The following is a 21,456-nucleotide window of genomic DNA, read 5'->3' on the forward strand; positions in this document are numbered from 1 at the left end:
ATACTTTAAAAATTGAAGCTGTAAGATTTCTCGGCTGTTGCTTTTTTCCTTCTTTAGTAGATTCTATAGTACTTAATATTTTACCCGTTTTGTCCAAAACATAAATAACAGCAGATCCTGATACTGCTATATAAGTTCTATCTCCGTAAGTTATTATATCTTGTCCAGTATCTCCCAGTCCTTTACTATTTATTGATTCGAAGACATTGTAAGTAACCTTTCCTGTTTCATAGTCGTAATAAGCAATATTTGCGTTATTACTTCCGCTTTTTCCACTATTTAATATATATGATCCTGTTCCTACCAAAGGTGGTTCAACAACAGGTGGCTCAACAATAGGTGGTTCAACAACAGGATAGCCTTCGTCATCACTACATGATGCGAATCCTAAAACTAATGCTACAAAGAGAAATGCGTAAAAAATTTTATTTATTTTCATATGAATAAATATTTAAAAATTATAATTAGCTGATATTGTAAAAGATCGTCCCGGCATAGGATAATATTGTACAATTTGATAATTCTTGTTTGTCAGATTAATTAAATTGAGTTGGAGGCGTAAGCTATTATTATTTAATATAAAAGACTTATTTAGTGAAATACTATGATCTGTATATGATTCTATCTCATTTTTTGGTATATTCTGATCAAGAGCGTAACGTTTGCCTGATATAATAACAGTATAGGCAAAATTTAACCAAGGGTTTTCTAAACTTACCGATGCCGAACCATAATGACGCGGTGTGTAAGGGATTTGATCTTTATAGTTTTTACTATTTTTATCTGTTACATCTATAACTCTCTGATAACTATAATTACCTGTGATATTTAATGATATTTGAGATGTTAACAATGCATGGAGACGCGTATTCAGATCCACCCCAGTCATATCTACCTTTCCATAATTGCGCATCTTAAAAATATTCATTGTAGGAAAAGGCACAATTTTATCATCTACTTTATTTCTGTAACCATCTAAAGATACACTCATAAAGTCAATGGTCTCAGATATTTTTTTTGTCCAAGTCAATCCTATATTGTATTGTGTAGCATATTCCGGTTTTAGATTTATATTGCCCATGCGTATGTAATACATATCATCAAAAGTTGGCACTCTGAATATCTTTTTATAAGATGCACGAAGTCTTAAATTGGCTTCTTCGAAAGGTAAGTATGATACACTTATAGATGGCGTTATCTTTTTCTTATCTTCAGGTGACTCTCCCGTTTGAAGACTTTCATCAACATAAGTAGCCAAAAGGCTTCCGGTTACGGTTAGATATTTATTAGTAAATTGAGCAGCCAAAGCTGTGAGTGATGAAATTCTCTTCGGCTTGTCTACATCTTCAAAATTACTGTTCAATCTATTCTGAAATATATCTTCAAATAAACTTATAGATAGATATTTAAGAGGTTTGCATATCATACCTGCTGATGCATAGTATTCATACTGAGTGATGCGGTCTTCTTGTTTGTTTTCTGCTGTATTATTGGTTATTGACAGATATTTATAATGGTTGCGGCTAAATTTTAATTGTCCTTTTATACTTATTTTATCATTAACTTTATTTTTGTAATATAGCTGGGAGAACAAATCCTTGTTCCAGACTCTTTCTTCATTGTCGTCTCTGTAGAAAATTACAGAACCCGGCAAACCTCTCTCCGAATCATAATAATTTACCTTAAATTTCAGCTCGCCAGCTTTACCCATACTCCCATAAAGGTTTAATTCTGTACGCCAGATATTGACATCCGAATTTCTACGCTTACGTTCTTCTGTCTGGTCGGCATTCTTAAATGTAAATTTATATCTTCCGTCTGCTCTTTCCCATCCTGTATTTAACGAAAGAGAGAATTTCTTATTCAGTCGGTGTGCATAATAGACAGTAGGATTGAAAAGCCCATAAGAACCAGCTTTAACTTGTATATTTCCATTATATGATTTATTCTTAAAGGCAGGGTTTGATGTTATTACCTCTAATAAGCCGGCTGATGCATATGATCGTGCAGATTGGAATATATCGTCAGATTGACCAATGGAGAGACTTATCATGGAAACATTTTCCAACGAAAAACGGCTGATATCAATCTGTCCGGATTGAACATTACTCATCGTAACACCATCATAACTAACTGCAGTATGTTGTGCCCCCATCCCCCTTATTGAGACAGTCTTCATACCTCCAATACCTCCATAATCTTTTACTGTAACTCCCGAAAAACGACGTACAGCATCAGACACGGACAGTATTCCTATTCGTTCAATCTCTGTATTATCAATCACTTGAAGTGGAGTTGTAGATCGTGAGACAGAAGGTTTGATCTGTGCAGAAATTTCTATCTCTGACAGTTTCTTTGCATTGAGACTATCATTAATCTGAGCCTGTACATGCATACAGCCTACTACAAATAAAAATATAAGGGAGAATAAAAAAGTCCTCATCTTCACAAATTATTCAATAAAATGCTTTCGATAAGAACAAAGAAAAGACTATATAATCTTGACACTGTTTCTTAAGCTCTATTCCTCGAAAGCTGTCCGAACTATTACTTTGCAGGTCTTCTGACTTACTCCAACTTGTACAGCCTTCCCATTTTGAATAACAGTGGCTATGTTGCACAAGCTTTACAGAGCTTACAGCAGCGGGTCTGTTCAGGATTTTCACCTGATTCCCTTTTAATTCGTTAACAAACGAAACAAAGTGCTGCAAAGGTAAGGATAAATTATATTGAAAGACAAAATATAAATGTTAATTCCACTAGCATGCTTCATGCGAAAGATATTATCCTGTGTTTTATGCCTCTATGCATTAAAATTCTCCAACCTTAAGCAGCCATGATTTAAATTAATATTTGTAAATCGACATCTAATGTTGTGTTTATCTTAAAAGAAAAACGCTTACCTTTGTTTCATATTCATATATAAATGAAATGAGGAATACAACCAGAGATAAAGTATTGCAGGAAATAAAAGTTGATCAACCGGCTCAATTGCTAGATTTCCTTGTCCAAAAAGAAGTACGTAAAAGCCGCAACGCAGTGAAATCGCTTCTTGCACATAAACAAATCAAAGTAAACGGAAAGCTTATCACCCAATTCGATTTCGAACTGAAGGCAAAAGATAAGGTCTCTGTTATGAAATACGATCAGTCTCGAAAAGAAAAGAGATTGAAGGGATTAAAGATTGTATTTGAAGACGACGACTTACTCGTCATCGAAAAAGAAGCAGGATTTCTATCTGTAGCTACAGATAAGGAAAAGTCACGCACTGTATATAACTCTCTGAATGAATACGTAAAGAAAAAAGATAAAAAAGCACGTGTTTATGTTCTGCATCGCCTCGACAGAGAAGTTTCGGGACTTATGATCTTTGCGAAAGACATGGAGCTCCAGGATATTTTCCAGAAAAACTGGGACAACCTTGTACCTAAGTATTCATACATGGCAATTGTAGAAGGACGTCCGAACCCTAAAAATGGAACTGTAACATCGTGGCTTACCGAGAACAAGAACTTTGTAATGATGTCATCTCTTATCGATAACGGAGGACTGAAATCTGTTACTCATTACAAGACACAAAAATCGAAAGGTGGCTATTCATTATTGGATTTTGACCTTGAAACACGACGCAAAAATCAAGTAAGAGTACACATGCAACAGATCGGACATCCGATTGTTGGCGATAAGAAATATGGTGCTTCAAATAATCCGATCAAAAGAATTGCCCTTCATGCCGGGGGACTAATTTTGAAACATCCAAGAACAGGGGAATTGCTTGAATTTAAAGCCGGCATCCCTAAAGCAATGCAAATACTAATATCCGAAACACAAAAAGAAAGAAAGGATAAGCCCGAAAAAGAGGAATCAATTTAATACATTTTAGGTATGAATGAAGATATTAAGCAGATAGGTCAGCGTCTGAAAGGCCTCCGTGAGGCTTTGGATATGACGACCGAAGAGTTCGCTTCATCATGTGGTATCGATCCTGTGGTATACCTCGAATATGAAGAAGGGAGAAAAGATTTGACTATCAGTACACTGAAAAACATTGCTTCGAAACATAATATAGATGTTTCTGTACTGATGTTTGCCGACGAACCTCGCATGAGCAGCTATTTTTTGACGCGCAAGGGAAAAGGTTTAGCTGTGAAGCGTGTTTCAGATTACAGCTATCAGACGCTAGCCGGTGGATTTAACAATCGAAAGGCTGATGTGTTTGAAGTCACAGTAGAACCCAAGCAAGATAGTGTAAGGATACATCATAGCACACATACCGGGCAAGAGTTTAACCTTATCCTTGAAGGACGGATGCTTTTACAAATAAATGGGAAAGATTTGATATTGGAAGAAGGTGATAGTATCTACTTCGATTCAAGCCTACCCCATGGAATGAAAGCTTTGGACGGAAAGCGAGTGAAGTTTATTGCTGTTGTGCTGTAAGCTGGTATTTTCATTTACTAAAAGATTAATCACCATTATATAATGTTGGAAAAATTTGTAAAACAAATTCATTTTACTTCAACTGAAGATTTTGCAAAGCATTATCACGTTGAGATTCCTGATAATTTTAATTTTGGATATGATGTAGTTGATGAATGGGCACGAATAAACCCTACCAAAAGAGCTATTTGTTGGGGAAATGACCAGGGAGAACACATCGATTTCACATTTGCAGACATCAAAGAACAGAGCGACCGTACAGCTGCTTATTTTCAGTCGTTAGGCATAGGACATGGAGATATGGTAATGCTTATCATGAAACGACGCTACGAATTTTGGTTTGCTGTTATAGCTCTGCACAAGATAGGCGCTGTTGCGATTCCGGCGACTCATCTATTAACAAAAAAAGACATCGTTTATCGCAATAATGCGGCAAGTATAAAAGCAATCCTGAGTGTAAATGACGAAACTGTCATAAGTCACATAAATGAAGCAATGGCGGAGTCGCCAACAGTGAAGTGCCTTATTGCATGCGGGGAAAATATACCTTCGGGATGGAACGATTTCCATAAAGGAATAAAAGAAGCGAAGCCTTTTGTACGTCCCGATCATGTAAATACCAATGATGATATTTCTCTGCTGTATTTTACTTCAGGTACAACAGGAGAACCGAAAATGGTAATTCACAATTTTGCTTACCCTTTAGGGCATATTGTAACAGCTAAATATTGGCACAACCTGCACGAAAACAGCCTGCATCTTACAGTTGCCGATACGGGATGGGCAAAAGCCGTCTGGGGAAAACTATACGGACAGTGGATAGCCGGTGCGGCTGTAATGGTATTTGATCATGAAAAATTTACACCTCAATTGGTATTACACCTTATAGAGAAACATAAAATCACTTCTTTTTGCGCACCTCCGACAGTATTCCGCTTTATGATTCGCGAAGACCTGTCTCACTACGACTTATCTTCGTTGGAGTACGCCACTACAGCAGGTGAAGCTCTCAATCCATCTGTTTTCGAGGCATTCTATAAAGGTACAGGAATAAAGATGATGGAGGCTTTCGGGCAAACTGAAACCACGCCGACTATTGTTACTTTCCCATGGATGGAACCAAAACCCGGAGCAATGGGTGTACCCAATCCGGCGTATGATATGGACTTAATAGCAGCAGACGGTCGCTCGGTAGAAGATGGCGAAGTAGGTGAAGTTGTTATTAAGACCGACAAATGGAAACCACTAGGTCTATTTATGGGTTATTATCGTGACGAGGCACTAACAAAACAGGTGTATCATGATAATGTATACCATACGGGAGACATGGCTTGGCGCGACGAAGATGGCTATTATTGGTTTGTAGGACGCATAGACGATGTTATTAAAAGTTCGGGATACCGTATCGGACCTTTTGAAGTAGAAAGTGCTTTGATGACACATCCTGCTGTTGTAGAGTGTGCTATCACCGGAGTACCGGACGAAATACGCGGACAGGTAGTAAAAGCGACCATTGTATTAGCTATGGACTATAAGAACAAAGCCAATGACCACCTGAAGCGTGAGATACAAGACCACGTAAAAAAGGTTACAGCTCCGTACAAATATCCTCGTATTATCGAGTTTGTTGAAGAACTACCTAAAACGATTAGTGGAAAGATCAAACGAGCGGAAATAAGAAAACAGGAAGAAAATTAGTAATACATCAATGCAAGAGTATGTTTATCGGCATAGAGTATAAAACTATTATCTACCGATTTGCATATTTGCTTAATCTCTAATTTCTTTATATTTATTATGATTTGTAAAGAATAAAAGATTATATTTGCACGCCTAAAAGTGTGCATATATCTCCATTAGGCCTCATTTTATTGAAAAGAGGTGTCCGGGATATATGTGTATTTTATTAATTTTGAAGAAAATAGAAATAATATAATTAAATAACAAAAAGTAAAATCCAAAATGCAAAACAAAGGCTTTGTAATTACTTTTGCAATACTCCTAACATTAGTTTGTTTGTTTTACTTGTCTTTTACGTTTGTAACAAGAAGTTACGATAAGAAAGCGGAAGAATACGCAGCTGCATACGCTACGGAGCATGCAAAAGGCGATCAACTACTCTATGATGAGTTGTATAATAAGCAATATACTTTCTACATAGACTCAATGTCTACAGAGAAAGTTTGGCCTAAAGGTATCCTTGGCATTGGAGATAGCATCGGCTATACTCTGAAAGAATGCCGTGAGAAAGAAATTGGCCTCGGGCTAGACCTTAAAGGTGGTATGAGTGTTATTGTGGAAGTAGACGCTGCCGCAGTACTTCGTTCACTTGGAGATCCCGACAATGAGGCGTTTCAAACAGCTTTAGGACAGGCTTCGGACGAAAACAGAAAAGGAAGTAACCGAGACTATATCTCTATTTTTGTTGATAAATTCAAAGCTAGTAACGGCAATAACAAATTAGCATCGATATTCAGTACAAAACTGAGAGATCAGGTATCTCCTACCGATGATGATAATAAAGTAGTAGCTGTTTTAAGAACAGAATTGCAAAGCGTTGCTGATAACTCATTCAATGTGTTGCGTACGCGTATCGACCGATTTGGGGTAGTTGCTCCTAACATTCAGAAACTAGACCGTGCAGAACGTATACTAATCGAATTGCCGGGAGTTAAAGAACCTGAACGTGTGAAGAAACTATTGCAAGGTAGCGCAAATCTTGAGTTCTGGAAAACATACAACCTACAGGAAATCCAAAACTATATTGAGTTGATGGATCAGCGTTCGAAAGAAGTGTTAGCTGCAAATGGTACTACTGCACCTGTAGCTACAGATTCTCTAGCTGCTGCGACCACAGACTCTGTAAAAGTAGAAAGCACCGATAATCTAGGATTTACAAAACCTCTTCGCTCCTACTTTACAACCTTTGCAGGTGGAGCTATCGTCGGTTTTGTAAATAAAACAGATACAGCTGCCGTAAATAGAATTTTACACAGATATCAAGATTTGTACCCTGGCGACTTAACATTTGCTTGGGGCTTCAAAGCTGAAGATGCAAAAGAAACACAATTCGCACTATATTCTCTTCGTGGTGATGGTATTAAAAAAGGTCCGGCTCTTGACGGAGATGTTGTGATCTCGGCTAAAGCTGACCAATCTCAACACGGTTCTGCATGGGAAGTAGATATGCAGATGAATACTACAGGAGCACAACGTTGGGCTACTATTACAGGAGCTGAGCAAGGAAGAAGCATCGCTATCGTTCTTGATGGATCTGTATATTCTGCACCAAACGTTCAAAATAAAATTGAAGGTGGCCGTTCTCAGATCACAGGTCGTTTTACTGTAGATGATGCAAAAGACTTAGAGAACGTTCTTAAGTCTGGTAAGATGAAAGCAGGTGTACATATCGTACAAGAAGATATTGTAGGGCCATCTCTCGGACAGGAAGCTATTACTGCCGGTATATTCTCATTCTTATTAGCCTTGGTATTATTGATGATCTATATCTGCGTTATTTACGGATTGATACCGGGGTTAATCGCAAACTCGGCGCTAATTGTCAACTTGTTCTTCACCATAGGTATTCTAGCTGCTTTTGGAGCGGTAATGACACTACCGGGTATAACAGGGCTTGTATTGGCACTTGCGCTTGCTGTGGATGCTAACGTATTGATTTATGAGCGTACAAGGGAAGAATTAAGAGCGGGTAAAAACGTGAAAGTTGCCGTAGTAGACGGTTACAAACATGCATTTTCTGCTATCTTCGACGGTCACGTGTCTCAGGTAATTACAGCCATCATTCTTGCATACTTCGGAACAGGTCCGATACAAGGATTTGCTACAACGTTGATAATTGGTATCATTGCTTCGTTCCTTACTTCTGTATTCCTGACACGTATATTCTATGAATATATGCTCGAAAAAGGTAAATTCAGAAATCTTACATTCTCTACATCTCTTTCTAAGAAACTGTTTTTGAATACAAATATCAATTTCTTGGGAATGACCAAAAAGGTTGTTATCTTCTCTGCCATCATTTTGGTGTCAGGATTGGCTTCATTATTTATCAATGGATTGAACGGAGGTATTGACTTTACAGGTGGACGAAACTATTTGATCCGTTTCGATAAGAATGTAAATGCTGATGATATAGAAAAACTACTAGTTCCAGAATTCCAAGGTTCTACGGTTCTTGTATTGACTAGTGGATCAGCAACGCAATCTTCTACAACAAGTCAGGTGCGTGTTACTACAAACTACAAAGTAGAAGAAGCAACAGATGCTGTAGAAACAGAGATCAGAGCTAAAATGACTAGTGCATTGAAAGAATATTTGGCACCAAATACAACAATCGACAACTATATACAAAGTTCTCAACGTGTAGGGCCAAGTGTTGCCGACGACTTGAAGACCGCTGCTACAATCGCAGTTGTGATTGCCGTAATATGTATGGCTGTCTATATCCTTATACGTTTCCGCAACATAGCGTTCTCGGCAGGTACATTCTTCGCAGTAGCACACGATGCTGTATTGGTTATTTTCTTATACTCTTTACTATATAAGATAATGCCATTCTCGATGGAAATAGACCAGTCGTTTATTGCTGCGGTGTTGACAGTAGTAGGTTACTCTATCAATGACAAGGTTGTAATCTTCGACCGTATCCGCGAGATCAGAAACATGTATCCAAAACGCAATATAACCGAAACTATTAATGAGGCATTGAACTCAACATTAGGACGTACGATGAATACATCATTGAGTTCTATGTTGGTTGTATTCTGTATCTTCTTATTAGGTGGTGATACTATCAGAAGCTTCACATTTGCGATCTTCATCGGTATTATTATCGGTACATATTCTTCTGTATTCGTTGCTACCCCAATAGCTTGGGCTATCTTCAAGAAAGAAGAAAAGAATAAGGATAATGCAATTGAAGCGAAATAAAACTAAATAAATTGTCTTTTCGATATAGAGGCTGATTAAACAATGTAATCAGCCTCTATTTTTTTGTAGAAACTAAAGAATATATATTTAAGCTTTCAAGAAAGATTATCAATAAAAAAATCCTTTCATTACAAAGATGAAAGGATTCTTATTATATAACTAAGATGTGTATTCTGTTCGGGCTAGAAAGGAACAAAGTCATTACCACCTCCTTGCATAGGGTGTGGTGGTTGTTCTGCCACAGGGTGATTGTTGATCTTAGATGAGAACTGCTGACCTGCTCCAAAATTATAATCGTCATCAATATTTTGAAAACGGGCAAACTCGCTCTTGAAGCGTAACAATACATCGCCTGTAGCACCATTACGATGCTTTGCTATAATAATTTCGGCAAGACCTATCAAGGAGTTACCTTTATCATCTTCTAATATTTTATAATATTCAGGGCGGTGGATAAAACATACCATATCGGCATCCTGCTCGATAGCTCCCGATTCACGGAGGTCAGACAATTGCGGACGCTTTCCTTCTGCTCCTGTACGCCCCTCAACCCCACGGTTAAGCTGCGAAAGGGCAATGATTGGGATGTTTAATTCTTTTGCTAATCCTTTCAATGAGCGAGATATCATACTCACCTCTTGTTCGCGGCTACCATAATTCATACCGCTGGCATTCATTAGCTGGAGGTAGTCAATTATGATAATCCTAACGCCATGCTCACGGACCAGACGGCGTGCTTTTGTCCTCAGTTCGAAAACTGACAAACTCGGGGTATCATCTATAAATAACGGTGCGTCGTAAAGCTCTTTTATTTTGAAATCGAGCTGTTCCCACTCATAAGGGAGTAACTGCCCATTCTTTATCTTTTCGCCCGGTATTTCGCATGTATTGACGATCAGACGGTTTACGAGCTGTACGTTCGACATCTCGAGAGAGAATAATGCTACCGGATATTTATAAGACACAGCCATATTTTTGGCCATTGACAACACGAATGCGGTTTTACCCATCGCCGGACGAGCTGCAATAATTACCAAGTCGGAGTTTTGCCAACCCGAAGTTATCTTGTCCAGCGGAGTAAACCCTGTTTCCAGACCGCTTAGCCCTTCAGGACGGTTTGCCGCTATTTCAAGTAAATGTAAGGCTTCTTTGATGACCGGATTGATCTGCGTCACATCCTTCTTCACATTGCCCTGCGATATCTCGAACAGTTTGCTCTCAGCTTCCTGCATGAGGTCGTCGACATCTACTGTTTCATCAAATGCTTTACTTGTAACATTTGAGGAAAAAGAGATAAGTTCGCGCGCAAGATATTTTTGAGCTATAATACGGGCATGAAATTCGATATGGGCAGCAGATGCCACTTTTTCGGTCAACTGAGCTATATATACAGGCCCTCCCACTGTCTCCAATTCTCCATCTTTGCGTAATTGTTCGACAACAGTAAGCATATCGATCGGTGCCTGACGTACAGCCAGATCTACTATTGCTCTGTATATAATCTGATGAATGGAATCGTAAAAACTTTCTGGTTTAAGAATATCACTAACAACCGAATAAGCATCTTTCTCTAGCATTAGAGCTCCGAGTATGGCCTCTTCCAACTCTCTGGCCTGTGGTTGTATTTTTCCTATATCCGGAACTAAAGTTGTTTCCTTTGGTTTGCGTTTTCCCTGATTCCTAAAATTTGACTCTGCCATTTATCTGAACTCCCCTTTCCATAAATTTTATTCAAAGATAAAATAAATAATATTGAATGGAGACTTAAGTTTTGAACAAGATGTTAATAACTTTTTACGGGTTATATTTGGCGCCTTTCAAAATTGTTTGCGCATCCATAGATAATATATCTTCCAGCAAGAATCCCTTCTTATTGGCATACTGATTTACGATCTGCCAGCCTATCCATGCACCTACACGCCCCGGAGACTGCGGTGATACTACGGTTGTAGAAGCGGCATCATTGGTGAGACGAGTGATAAGCATGTGATCGGTAGAATAAAGATAGTTTTCTTTTACTATTTTCTGCCAAATATCTTTCTCGTTATTCTTGCACCAAGCTGATTGTTGGGATGTATATCCTATCAGATTGTCGGTATCCTCACCGGGAAGCAGAATGGATAGTGCATACAAAATTTTACCTTCATCTATCATAGCAGACAGAAGAGTTTCGTGATCGGCAGGTTTTATAATATCACTTATCAGCCAAGCTTTGATATAATCCTTTACAATATCCTCAGACTGCATTTGAAGGCGTTCGTATGGTTGAAAGAAACTTTGATAAGCCGGATAGTCACTACCCAAATACTTGTCTATCGAGAGAGATATAAGATTGTTTACGATAATTACATTTGCTCTGAAACCTGAGACATGCATCGCTAACCGAGGTAGTTTTTTACCGGGAAAATTTTCTTCTACCAAAGCGTTTACCGCAGTCAACTTATCTTCATATACAGATACGTCTGCATATTTTGTAGATACATCCTGATATATTTTGAGTAAGTCTTCATTCGCAAAGTAATCTCTAAGTTGAGGAAAAAACGTCGCTTGATCGCTGGTCTTCATGGCGATTTGCCCAAAAGCAGGAAGCAACAAGGGATATTTTTCGGTCAGAGATTTTTCTGTTGCGGCATCAGGGTGTTGTATATAATTGTATATATCTTTATCGAAGCGTATAATGGATACTCTCTCTTGTGCTGAATGCCTGTTGTCGCTCTTCACCGTGCCCGAACAGCCGATGAAAGATATTATAATAAAACCTAATAAGTAAGTTATATTTTTCATTTATTCCCTTTTAAGATTTCTTCTTTGCGAAGATAATTTATATTTTTTAATTTTGTTCCGCTTTATAAACAAACATATATGCATAATGTTATAACTAAGAATGTAACAATATATTATATATTTTGGCGCAAGTAATAAGCATAGTCTATTATAGAAAAAAAAATAAATCCAACGAATGATAACTATATTAGGAATAGAATCTTCCTGTGACGATACTGCAGCAGCCGTTATACAAGACGGGGTGCTTTTGTCAAATGTAATATCCAGCCAGAAGGTTCATGAAAGTTACGGGGGTGTTGTTCCCGAATTGGCTTCACGAGCACACCAGCAAAACATTATACCGGTGGTAGATCAGGCTTTAAAAAAGGCCGGAGTCAACAAAGAAGATCTGTCCGCAATTGCCTTTACCCGAGGTCCGGGACTTATGGGTTCGTTGCTTGTGGGTACATCTTTTGCTAAAGGGCTATCGTCGGCACTAAATATACCGATGGTTGATGTTAACCACCTGCACGGACATGTTTTGGCTCACTTTATCAAAGAGAATAAAGACGATGATAACCAACCACAATATCCATTTTTGTGCCTACTGGTTTCGGGTGGAAATTCACAAATAATTCTTGTGAAGTCATACAACGAAATGGAGATAGTAGGACAAACAATCGACGATGCCGCCGGCGAAGCTTTTGACAAGTGTGCGAAAGTGATGGGACTGGGTTATCCCGGAGGACCTGTTGTTGACCGATTGGCAAAAGAAGGCGATCCTACCAAGTTTAAATTGAATAAGCCGCATATACCGGGTTATAATTACAGCTTTAGCGGATTGAAAACTTCTTTTCTATACCTCTTGAGGGATGAACTGAAAAAAGACCCTGACTTTATTGATAAGAATAAAGAAGATCTTTGTGCGTCATTACAAAAGACAATCATAGATGTACTGATGGAACAACTCAGACGAGTAGCCAAAGATTACAATATAAATGAGGTTGCCGTAGCCGGAGGAGTATCTGCAAACTCGGGGCTTCGTACAGCTTTCGAAGATCATGCAAAACGTTATGGCTGGAAAATACATATCCCTCCTTTTGGATATACAACAGATAATGCGGCAATGATAGCCATTACCGGTTATTTTAAGTATTTAGACAAAGATTTTTGCTCTATGGATGCTGCTCCATACTCGAGGGTAGTAATGTAAAAAGAGACAGTAGAAAAAGAAAAGGATTGCCTACCGAGACAATCCTTTTTCTATTTATATATTTTTCTTATATGCTCTTCTTTTCTTATGATTCTCAGCATTGAATCCGTCCCAAAGAGAAGCAACCTTGTTGTTCATCTCCAACTCGGGATTTGATTCTGCAAACTTGAAGCCACACTTATGTGCTGATGGTATAAAATCGTTAAAGATGATAGCGTTTACACCTTTTCCTTGATATTCGGGCGAGATACCAATCAGCAGAAGGTCTACGACTGGATTTTTCTTGCTTTTGAGATCCCTCAAAAGATTTATCCAACCAAATGGAAGGAATCGTCCGCGAGATTTAATAAGTCCGCGAGAAAGGCTCGGCATAGCTATACCAAATCCAACTACCTCATCGGTATCTTCTTTAATTATTATCGATACCAAATCCCAGCGAAGCAATGGCACATACATTTTCACATAGTAGTCTATCTGACGTTGTGTCAATGGAGCAAAGCCATATAAAGGCTTATAAGCAACATTCAACAGTTCAAATATCTTACTTACGTATGGCGTTATTTGTTTTAGGCTTTTAAATTTAAGTACCTTCAAACCATATCGCTGCATCACCATATTAGCGATACGCTGATGCCTTTCAGGAACAGAATCAGGAACAGGTATCCGATATTCATTCCAGTCGGCGTCCTTCTCAAATCCGAGGCGTTCTATCTGCTCTCTGTAATACGGATAACTATATGTTGTAGACATTGTCGACTCTCGGTCGTAACCTTCAATCAGCAAGCCTTCGTGATCTAAATCGGTAAAGCCCATAGGTCCTACTATAACATTCATACCTTTGGCTTTCGCCCACTTCCCTGCCGCATCGAACAAGGCATCTACAACCTCGTTGTCGTCGATAAAATCAACAAATCCGAAGCGTGCATTTTTTTGATTCCAGATTTCATTCGCTGTGTGATTTATAATACCGGCAATACGGCCAACGATCTCGCCATCTCTATATGCCAAAAACAATTGTTTTTCACAAAAATCGAATGCGGGATTCTCTTTTTCATTCAACGTACCCAGTTCATCCAGAACGAGAGAAGGTACATAATATGGAGAATTTTTATAAAGAACATCGGTAGGAAATTTAATAAATGCTTTTTTCAAAGCTTTATCATCTTCTTTAACCTCCTTAATGATTATAGACATAGATTAAATAATATGGAGAATAAACTTATTTTCAGAACGCAAATATATGGATTTTTTATTTATTTAATATATCCCCTTAAACTCATAATTAAATGAAATAATATTTCTTTATTTCCAAATAAATTCATTTTCAGAGACAATATAATCCATCTTTATATCATTCGTATCAACAGGGATAGTATCCAGAAGTTGGAATTCGAAACATATACCCATTTTAGGAGCCGAAACGAGAGACAAGAAGCGATCGTAATACCCCCTACCTCTGCCCAGACGCCCCATCTTTCGATCGAAGGCTACACCGGGGACAATAATTAAATCCACCTTTTTATAATCGGTAAAATTATCACCCAATGGTTCCATTATACCATACGAAGATTGCTTCAATGTGGTATCCTGAACATATTTTCTGAAAACAATATCATCCTTAACCACAACTGGCAAGTAGAAATTCTTTTCAGCACTCCAACGGTTTATAAAATCGAGGGTCTGTACCTCATCCCCCATACTATTATAAATAAATATAGTTTTTGCCTGCTGAAATGCTCCTGTTATTTCCAAAACCGATAATACTTCTTCCGAACGATTGTGTAGGTCGTCAGCCGAATATTGTTTCTTTAACAAGGATATTTCTTTTCTCAGTTTTTCTTTTTGCTGTGCTATATTCATTCTTTATTTTCTTTGTTCCGTTGGAGATATTTTGTTTGTATAATTAATTCCTTCAACAAAAATACATTTCTTTTTCTAATTTCTACTTAAATAGAACGAATACAAGAAAAAAGGATAAAAGTAGAGTTCTACTTTTATCCTTCTATTTTATATTATATCATAACCAATCCTCATTATTTATATGCTCCTTTCTTTATGGCATCAGGCGTAGCCTTATTAGCCTTGAGCAATCTTACCGCTTCTTTTATCATCTGCTCATCTCTTTGGAACATTTCATAGAAATTGTCTTCGCTGAAGAAATTGCGTATAATAAATGCTTCGAGCTGTGTTTGAAGAAGCTTGCGCGATTCATCTATCAAATATGGCTGTTTACGGATTCCCTTTGTATAGGCATAGTCTGCAAAATTATCGACAATAGGCTGTGTAGATAAATATTTTGCAGCATCAGTCCATGTTTTAAAGCTCTTCAGTTTATCTCTGTTCTTTTCGGTATACACATAGCTAAACTCTCTGAGCAACCCTTTATTCGCTACTCGCATGTAGTACGAATTGATACCTGTCGTATCGCGAGGAACAAAAACATCGGATAAAACGCCATCGTCACCATACACCGGTCTTCCCGAAAGAGTATGGAAAAGAGGTAGATTATCGAACTTGATACTATCTCTATTGTCAAATTCTCCTCGGCTATATCTGTTATACAAGTCCATACTATATGTCTGACGGTCTCCCTTTTCGTATGCCTTCTGTACACATCTACCAGACGGTGTATGATATCGGGCAATTGTGAGTCGCATAGCAGAACCATCGTTGAACTTATATTGAGCCTGTACCAATCCTTTACCAAACGAACGGCGACCGACGATCAAGCCTCTATCGTTATCCTGTATAGCTCCGGCAAATATCTCACTGGCTGATGCACTTGTTTCATCGAGAAGAACCACAATCTGGCTTTGCTTGCATGTACCCGAATTATCAGCATAATAATTTTCACGAGGATAAGCTCTTCCTTCAGTATACAAGATAAGCTCTCCGTTGGCAAGGAATTCATTCACCATCATTATGGCAGCTTCCATGTATCCTCCTGTGTTTTGTTGCAAGTCTACAACAAAAGATTCACAACCCTGACTTTTCAATTTAGCTATTGCCGAAATAAATTCGTTATATGTTGTGCTGCCAAACTTACTTACCTTTATGTATCCTATCTTATTATCAAGCTTGTAGGATGCATCCACACTCTTCACCGGCACAAAGGCTCTGGTTACTACAAATGGAATCAACTCATCACGCCCTTGTCTCCTCACCCCTATTTTGATCTGGGTCTTTTCAGGTCCTTTGAGTGTGCTGTACACTTTATTTTCATTTATTCCTTTGCCCACAAACAGAGAGTCATTCACAGTTACAACTCTGTCTCCGGCCTGTATACCGACAGCTTCAGAAGGTCCTCCCGGTATGGCTTTTACAATTGTCAGCGTATCATTCAATATAATAAACTCAACACCGATACCACTAAAATGACCTTCCAGTTCGTCATCTTTGCGGTTCATAATATCTGCACTAATATAATCTGAGTGCGGATCTAATCCGGCCAATACGGTTGGTATAGCATTTTCGATCAGCGCATCTACATTTACCGTATCCACATAAGACTTATTGATATAGTCGAGTACAACGTCGAGCTTATTGCCTTTTCGCCCTAAAAATCCGCTTCCCGAACCAAATATAGAATAAGCATTTCCTATAAAGATACCAACAGCAACACTTACAGCAATGCACAACGGAAGCCAGATATAAATACCCCTTCCTCCTTTTTTAGTTTTACTACTATTATTGTTCTCTGCCATTTTGCTGTTTGTCCCTTCCCAATTGTTGTTCAAGTTCTTATCGCTTTCCATTTAATCTTCCGATCCCTCTGTGTTAGTTTCTATATCTATAAATACGACCTCTACTCCCGCACGTTCGAGAAGAGAAGCTCCATCTGTACGCCGATATTTCTGATTATACACAACCCGCGTTATGCCCGCCTGAATTATAAGTTTTGCACATTCTATGCAAGGCGATGTAGTCACATACATTGTAGCCCCAAGACTACTGTTATGCGAACAGGCTACTTTCGTGATTGCATTAGCTTCGGCATGCAGAACATATGCTTTGGTTTCGTTGTTTTCATCTTCGCAAATATTCTCAAATCCTGAAGGAGTACCATTATACCCATCGGATATAATCATTTTATCTTTTACAATAAGGGCTCCTACTTTTCTGCGCTTACAGTACGAATTTTCGGCCCAAATAGCCGCCATTCTCATGTATCGCTCGTCGAGCAACCTTTGTTTGTCATCGCTCATGAAATTACGTTCTAAAAATTCGAACACAAAGATAATGAAAAGTTCACGATTTAAAGTATTTAGTTAATTTTTATATAATCCACAAATTACCTTTTTAGGCATTGTAGAGGCATATTAAATTTTATTTATAAATGATAGATAAAAGAAGGTCTACAACATTGCTTTTTCTTATCAGAATTATCTCTTATAGAGATCTTTGAAATAATTAAAATAGATTGTAAGCTAAAACATCGCTATTATAAGAAATCATTAAATTAATTCTATCCGAATATTCATTCAAGTGTAAAGGAAGATATAAAGTGACAGTGAAATAAGGTTCGAAAGGTGTTACTTTTGTCACCTTTTGCAAATAAATACAGCTTCAAGACGTAATATATCAATTGGTTACAGCAAATAATCGGCAAAGCAGAATATTGTAAATATTGTTACCTTTTTATAGATAGTGATTTGAATTTGGAAATTCGTAACCGAAAGGTATTGAGTTATAAAAGTCGGTATTTTAGGTGAAACAAAAATATTGCTTTAAATTTGCAGCAAAAATAGGATATACATTATAAGTTTTTAAGATTTGTTATGAACGACCATCAATTTAAAGCACATCCATGGCATGGAATAAATGCCGGAAGCAATGCACCTCAGGTAGTAACATGCTTTATCGAAATAGTACCTACCGACACAGTTAAATACGAGGTTGACAAAGAAACCGGTTACCTTAGCATCGACAGACCACAGAAGTACTCAAACATCATCCCTGCCCTTTATGGGTTTATCCCTCAAACATATAGTGCCGACCTTGTAGCAGAGCTTACAAACAATGAATTGGGAAGAACTGATATAGAAGGAGATAACGACCCTGTAGATATTTGCGTTCTGACTGAGAAAGACATCACACATGGAGATATAATAGTGAAAGCCAGACCGATAGGAGGTTTCAGATTATTAGATCACAACAAAGCCGATGATAAGCTTATTGCTGTACTCGAAAATGATGCTATCTACGGTGCATACAAAGATATATCGGACGTACCGCCAATGGTAATAGACCGTCTGAAACACTACTTTACCACCTATAAGGATTTACCCGGAGACAAGTCTCCTCGATGTATCCTTACAGGCACATACGATGTAAAAACAGCACACGAGGTTATACGCCGTTCTATAAAAGACTACGATAACAAATATAGGAGTGACAAATAAGAGGAAGAAATATCTGGCTTATTTTTCGCTGGCAGCCGTAATGGTTGCCAGTATCTGTCTTATATATGGCTATCTGGAAGCACGAAATATAAAGCTGAAAGAGCTGACATTCCGAAGCAAAGATATTCCCGATGCTTTTGTAGGAAAGAAGATAATCTTTGTATCGGACATTCACTCCGGAAAATATTTCACGGGTAAAGACGTGGCACGTCTGGTAGAGAGAATCAATGAACGAAACCCCGACATGGTGTTTATCGGAGGGGATAATACCTTAAAAGACACAACATACTCACATCCTTTCTTTGAGGAAATAAGAAAGCTGAAAAGTAAATACGGAGTATACACAGTATTGGGCAATCATGACCACTGGGAAGATGCCAAGCTAATACAGCAAGGCTTTAGCAATTGTGGCTTTCATATCTGCGACAATGAGTCATACTGGATAAAAGAAGGTAATGACAGTATAAAAATCGGAGGTGTAGGAGATCTTTGGGAAGATGTGCAGATTATAGACAATACGATCAGTGATGTGAAGCAAAACAACTTCTGCATATTGCTGTCTCATAACCCCGACTACATGGAATTGCTAGACACAGACCTTGTAGACCTTATGCTATCGGGTCACACACATGGGGGACAAATAACTCTTTTTGGATTGTATGCTCCCATTATGCCGGCAACCAATCATCCTGAATATATGCAAACGGGACAAAAATACAGGTATGGTTGGAAAGAAAAGGGTAAAACAAAATTATATGTTACTTCGGGCGTTGGTATGGGCGGATTTCCATTCCGTTTTTTCGCACAACCCGAAATTGTAGAAATAACGCTAGAGCAGAAATAAGACAAGAGTAAAAAACTGCCTATTTCTTACTTCCTTTGAAGTTATCGATCACACTTAAAAGCCTGTTCAAAGAGCCGACATCGTAACGTACCTGATGCCTGAGACGATTAAAGTCTAGTTTATTTACAACTCTCACCGTAGCATTATATTTCTTTGTATACGACTTGCCTACAAGCCTGTAGATATTATCCAGATCCTTAGCCGGATGTACTCTCGATTCTGAGTTTATGACATAAGGATCAAACCCAAGCCTATCTTTTATAAATCGTCCTGTCAGCCGTTTGTCTATTCTCTTGAAGTGATTCGTTTCCGCCATAAACCACGCTTCTATTTCGTGTATTGCAATTACAATATCAAAATACGGAGCATCTGCTCTCAGCTTATTCGGCAAGAAGCGTAAACCTTTTTCCAGCTTCTCCAAATCATCTATCGGTATAGGATAAAGATCACGGACACCGATTATCATTTCATACCCTCTTTGTCGAAGGTTAGAAATGTTATCTAATATCTCCGATTTTACCCTGTTGTCTGAGCCACAATCAAAAATAAGCACTTCATACTTCGGATTTCGAGAAAATGACGAGTTCCGAACAATCTCTTGTTTGGGTATATTAGAACCTCCACGAAATTGTTTCTGAATAATATTAATCTGTTTATAGCCAAAGACTTCCTTTATCAAGCGATTTATAAAAATCTGCTCAGTCTGTCCTTCAACGAAAAAAGCAATGCGTCTCATCAAACGTTATTATCCTCATCCATAATGCCAAAACCTTTCTGGTAAAAGTCTGTGGCCAAAAAATCGAAGTTATTAAGTCCCGTATATTTAAAGTCTTCAAAAGTATCTTTCGAATTTGTATAATCGTAGAATATCGATTTGCTATGGTCCCTACCTATTACAGACCAATAGCGAAGCGGTATTTGATTCATAATGTAGCGATCGTTTGTGGTCATGAAGAATTGCATATTGGATTTGTTCACCTTCTTAATAACGATGTCTGTTATTTTCTTCGAGCTTTCAAAATCAAGACCTTCTCCAATATCATCAATCAACATACAAAATGAAATATTCTTCAATTTCGCATAATGCAACAATATCAATAAAGACAGAGCCCGATACATGCCTTGAGACATTTCACGTTGAGAAACAGTATATTTACAATCTTCTTCAACGCATAGTCCGTAAAGTCCGTCAACCTCTTCTATATCGATTTTAGAAATATCATAGCCCAAATCCTGCATGCTCGACAGAATCTCTGATATAAAGGTTTCACCGAACAGCTCTCTCCCTTTGTAGAAAGCGTGAATCAAAGTCTCCGGGTCATCAATATCTTTATTGTTTTCCTCCCCGACGTAGTCCTTCACCAATTTCTTTTTCTCCAACTGGTTTGCAAACATGTAATTTCGGAGAGACCTCCCCCACTCTACAAAACTTTCATAATAAGATTTCTCTTCGTCGTTTTGCAAAGTAATGGCCAGTTGATTATCTGACACATCCGCTTCAACTCTATTATTTTCAAGATCGATGAATATCTTCTTTTCCCTATCCAATAAGACTTTGTCATCAAACATCAGAACCTCTGTGATGATAGTCCTGTTTTTGAAGCCAAGTATATACTTATATGTGTTTTCACCCTCAGTAAAAATGATTTCAAAGTTTTCGCTAGGACTAACAGTTTGTTTTAAACTAATCTGTCCCGAAAATAAGTTCGCAATTTGTCTTATAAGATTTAATGTCCGGCTTTTTCCGGATGCGTTTTTGCCCACCAAAAGATTTAGATTATCAAAATAAGCATAATCATCATTACTGAGGGTGAAAACACATATAAGTATATACTTGGCTTCAA

The 21,456-nt window shown here is 38.0% G+C and carries 17 protein-coding genes and 1 riboswitch; of the genes, 7 read left to right on the top strand and 10 right to left on the bottom strand.

Annotated features, from left to right (window positions below):
- Both LDB17_RS09210 and LDB17_RS09215 read right to left on the bottom strand, forming a co-directional pair.
- The coding region (locus tag LDB17_RS09210) for a DUF5074 domain-containing protein (RefSeq protein WP_393925002.1) at positions 1–439 on the bottom strand (439 nt) is incomplete at its 3' end.
- 12 nt (positions 440–451) lie between these two features.
- Positions 452–2,443 carry a TonB-dependent siderophore receptor gene (locus LDB17_RS09215; RefSeq protein ID WP_252638121.1) on the bottom strand — a complete coding sequence of 664 codons (1,992 nt, stop codon included), beginning with the start codon at positions 2,441–2,443 and terminating at the stop codon, positions 452–454.
- A 92-nt stretch (positions 2,444–2,535) separates the two neighbouring features.
- A riboswitch (cobalamin riboswitch) is annotated at positions 2,536–2,718 on the bottom strand.
- 213 nt (positions 2,719–2,931) lie between these two features.
- Here LDB17_RS09215 and LDB17_RS09220 point away from each other — a divergent pair.
- From LDB17_RS09220 to secDF, 4 genes are all read left to right on the top strand, one after another.
- Complete coding sequence (locus LDB17_RS09220) at positions 2,932–3,873, top strand: RluA family pseudouridine synthase (protein ID WP_252638122.1); 942 nt, start codon at positions 2,932–2,934, stop codon at positions 3,871–3,873.
- A 12-nt stretch (positions 3,874–3,885) separates the two neighbouring features.
- The gene (locus LDB17_RS09225) at positions 3,886–4,440 is read left to right on the top strand and encodes a helix-turn-helix domain-containing protein (RefSeq protein ID WP_006842856.1); all 555 of its coding nucleotides are present in this window, start codon (positions 3,886–3,888) and stop codon (positions 4,438–4,440) included.
- Positions 4,441–4,482: 42 nt separating this feature from the next.
- Positions 4,483–6,138 carry an AMP-binding protein gene (locus LDB17_RS09230; protein ID WP_252638123.1) on the top strand — a complete coding sequence of 552 codons (1,656 nt, stop codon included), beginning with the start codon at positions 4,483–4,485 and terminating at the stop codon, positions 6,136–6,138.
- A 264-nt stretch (positions 6,139–6,402) separates the two neighbouring features.
- On the top strand, positions 6,403–9,390 hold the full coding sequence (gene secDF / locus LDB17_RS09235) for a protein translocase subunit SecDF (protein WP_252638124.1): 2,988 nt from the start codon (positions 6,403–6,405) through the stop codon (positions 9,388–9,390).
- Between the two features lie 182 nt (positions 9,391–9,572).
- Here secDF and dnaB read toward each other — a convergent pair whose 3' ends face one another.
- Both dnaB and LDB17_RS09245 read right to left on the bottom strand, forming a co-directional pair.
- Positions 9,573–11,090: a replicative DNA helicase gene (gene dnaB, locus LDB17_RS09240; RefSeq protein WP_252638125.1), complete on the bottom strand. Its 1,518-nt coding sequence runs from the start codon at positions 11,088–11,090 to the stop codon at positions 9,573–9,575.
- A 94-nt stretch (positions 11,091–11,184) separates the two neighbouring features.
- Entirely contained in the window at positions 11,185–12,174 is a 990-nt protein-coding gene (locus tag LDB17_RS09245) for a hypothetical protein (RefSeq protein ID WP_252638126.1), read from the bottom strand.
- Positions 12,175–12,349: 175 nt separating this feature from the next.
- On the opposite strand from LDB17_RS09245, the gene tsaD reads away from it, so the two are divergent.
- Entirely contained in the window at positions 12,350–13,366 is a 1,017-nt protein-coding gene (tsaD, locus tag LDB17_RS09250) for a tRNA (adenosine(37)-N6)-threonylcarbamoyltransferase complex transferase subunit TsaD (RefSeq protein ID WP_252638128.1), read from the top strand.
- A gap of 54 nt (positions 13,367–13,420) precedes the next feature.
- Here tsaD and LDB17_RS09255 read toward each other — a convergent pair whose 3' ends face one another.
- The 4 genes from LDB17_RS09255 to LDB17_RS09270 form a co-directional block, all read right to left on the bottom strand.
- Positions 13,421–14,560: a hypothetical protein gene (locus tag LDB17_RS09255; RefSeq protein WP_252638129.1), complete on the bottom strand. Its 1,140-nt coding sequence runs from the start codon at positions 14,558–14,560 to the stop codon at positions 13,421–13,423.
- A 108-nt stretch (positions 14,561–14,668) separates the two neighbouring features.
- On the bottom strand, positions 14,669–15,226 hold the full coding sequence (locus tag LDB17_RS09260; protein WP_252638130.1) for a 5-formyltetrahydrofolate cyclo-ligase: 558 nt from the start codon (positions 15,224–15,226) through the stop codon (positions 14,669–14,671).
- A 173-nt stretch (positions 15,227–15,399) separates the two neighbouring features.
- The gene (locus LDB17_RS09265) at positions 15,400–17,121 is read right to left on the bottom strand and encodes a S41 family peptidase (protein WP_252638131.1); all 1,722 of its coding nucleotides are present in this window, start codon (positions 17,119–17,121) and stop codon (positions 15,400–15,402) included.
- Positions 17,122–17,571, bottom strand: coding sequence for a dCMP deaminase family protein (locus LDB17_RS09270; RefSeq protein ID WP_006842865.1), 450 nt, complete (start codon positions 17,569–17,571; stop codon positions 17,122–17,124).
- A 573-nt stretch (positions 17,572–18,144) separates the two neighbouring features.
- Here LDB17_RS09270 and LDB17_RS09275 point away from each other — a divergent pair.
- Both LDB17_RS09275 and LDB17_RS09280 read left to right on the top strand, forming a co-directional pair.
- Positions 18,145–18,768, top strand: a complete 624-nt coding sequence (locus tag LDB17_RS09275; RefSeq protein WP_135105191.1) for an inorganic pyrophosphatase — start codon at positions 18,145–18,147, stop codon at positions 18,766–18,768.
- Positions 18,758–19,612 carry a metallophosphoesterase gene (locus LDB17_RS09280; protein WP_252638132.1) on the top strand — a complete coding sequence of 285 codons (855 nt, stop codon included), beginning with the start codon at positions 18,758–18,760 and terminating at the stop codon, positions 19,610–19,612. Before LDB17_RS09275 ends, LDB17_RS09280 begins: the two co-directional genes overlap by 11 nt.
- A gap of 19 nt (positions 19,613–19,631) precedes the next feature.
- Here LDB17_RS09280 and LDB17_RS09285 read toward each other — a convergent pair whose 3' ends face one another.
- Together LDB17_RS09285 and LDB17_RS09290 are read right to left on the bottom strand one after the other, a co-directional pair.
- Complete coding sequence (locus tag LDB17_RS09285; protein WP_252638134.1) at positions 19,632–20,348, bottom strand: DUF4276 family protein; 717 nt, start codon at positions 20,346–20,348, stop codon at positions 19,632–19,634.
- Positions 20,348–21,442 carry an AAA family ATPase gene (locus LDB17_RS09290; protein ID WP_393925003.1) on the bottom strand — a complete coding sequence of 365 codons (1,095 nt, stop codon included), beginning with the start codon at positions 21,440–21,442 and terminating at the stop codon, positions 20,348–20,350. Before LDB17_RS09290 ends, LDB17_RS09285 begins: the two co-directional genes overlap by 1 nt.
- Positions 21,443–21,456 lie beyond the last annotated feature (14 nt).

It is taken from the genome of Dysgonomonas sp. Shenzhen-Wh21 (assembly GCF_043392705.1).
Taxonomy (GTDB): domain Bacteria; phylum Bacteroidota; class Bacteroidia; order Bacteroidales; family Dysgonomonadaceae; genus Dysgonomonas.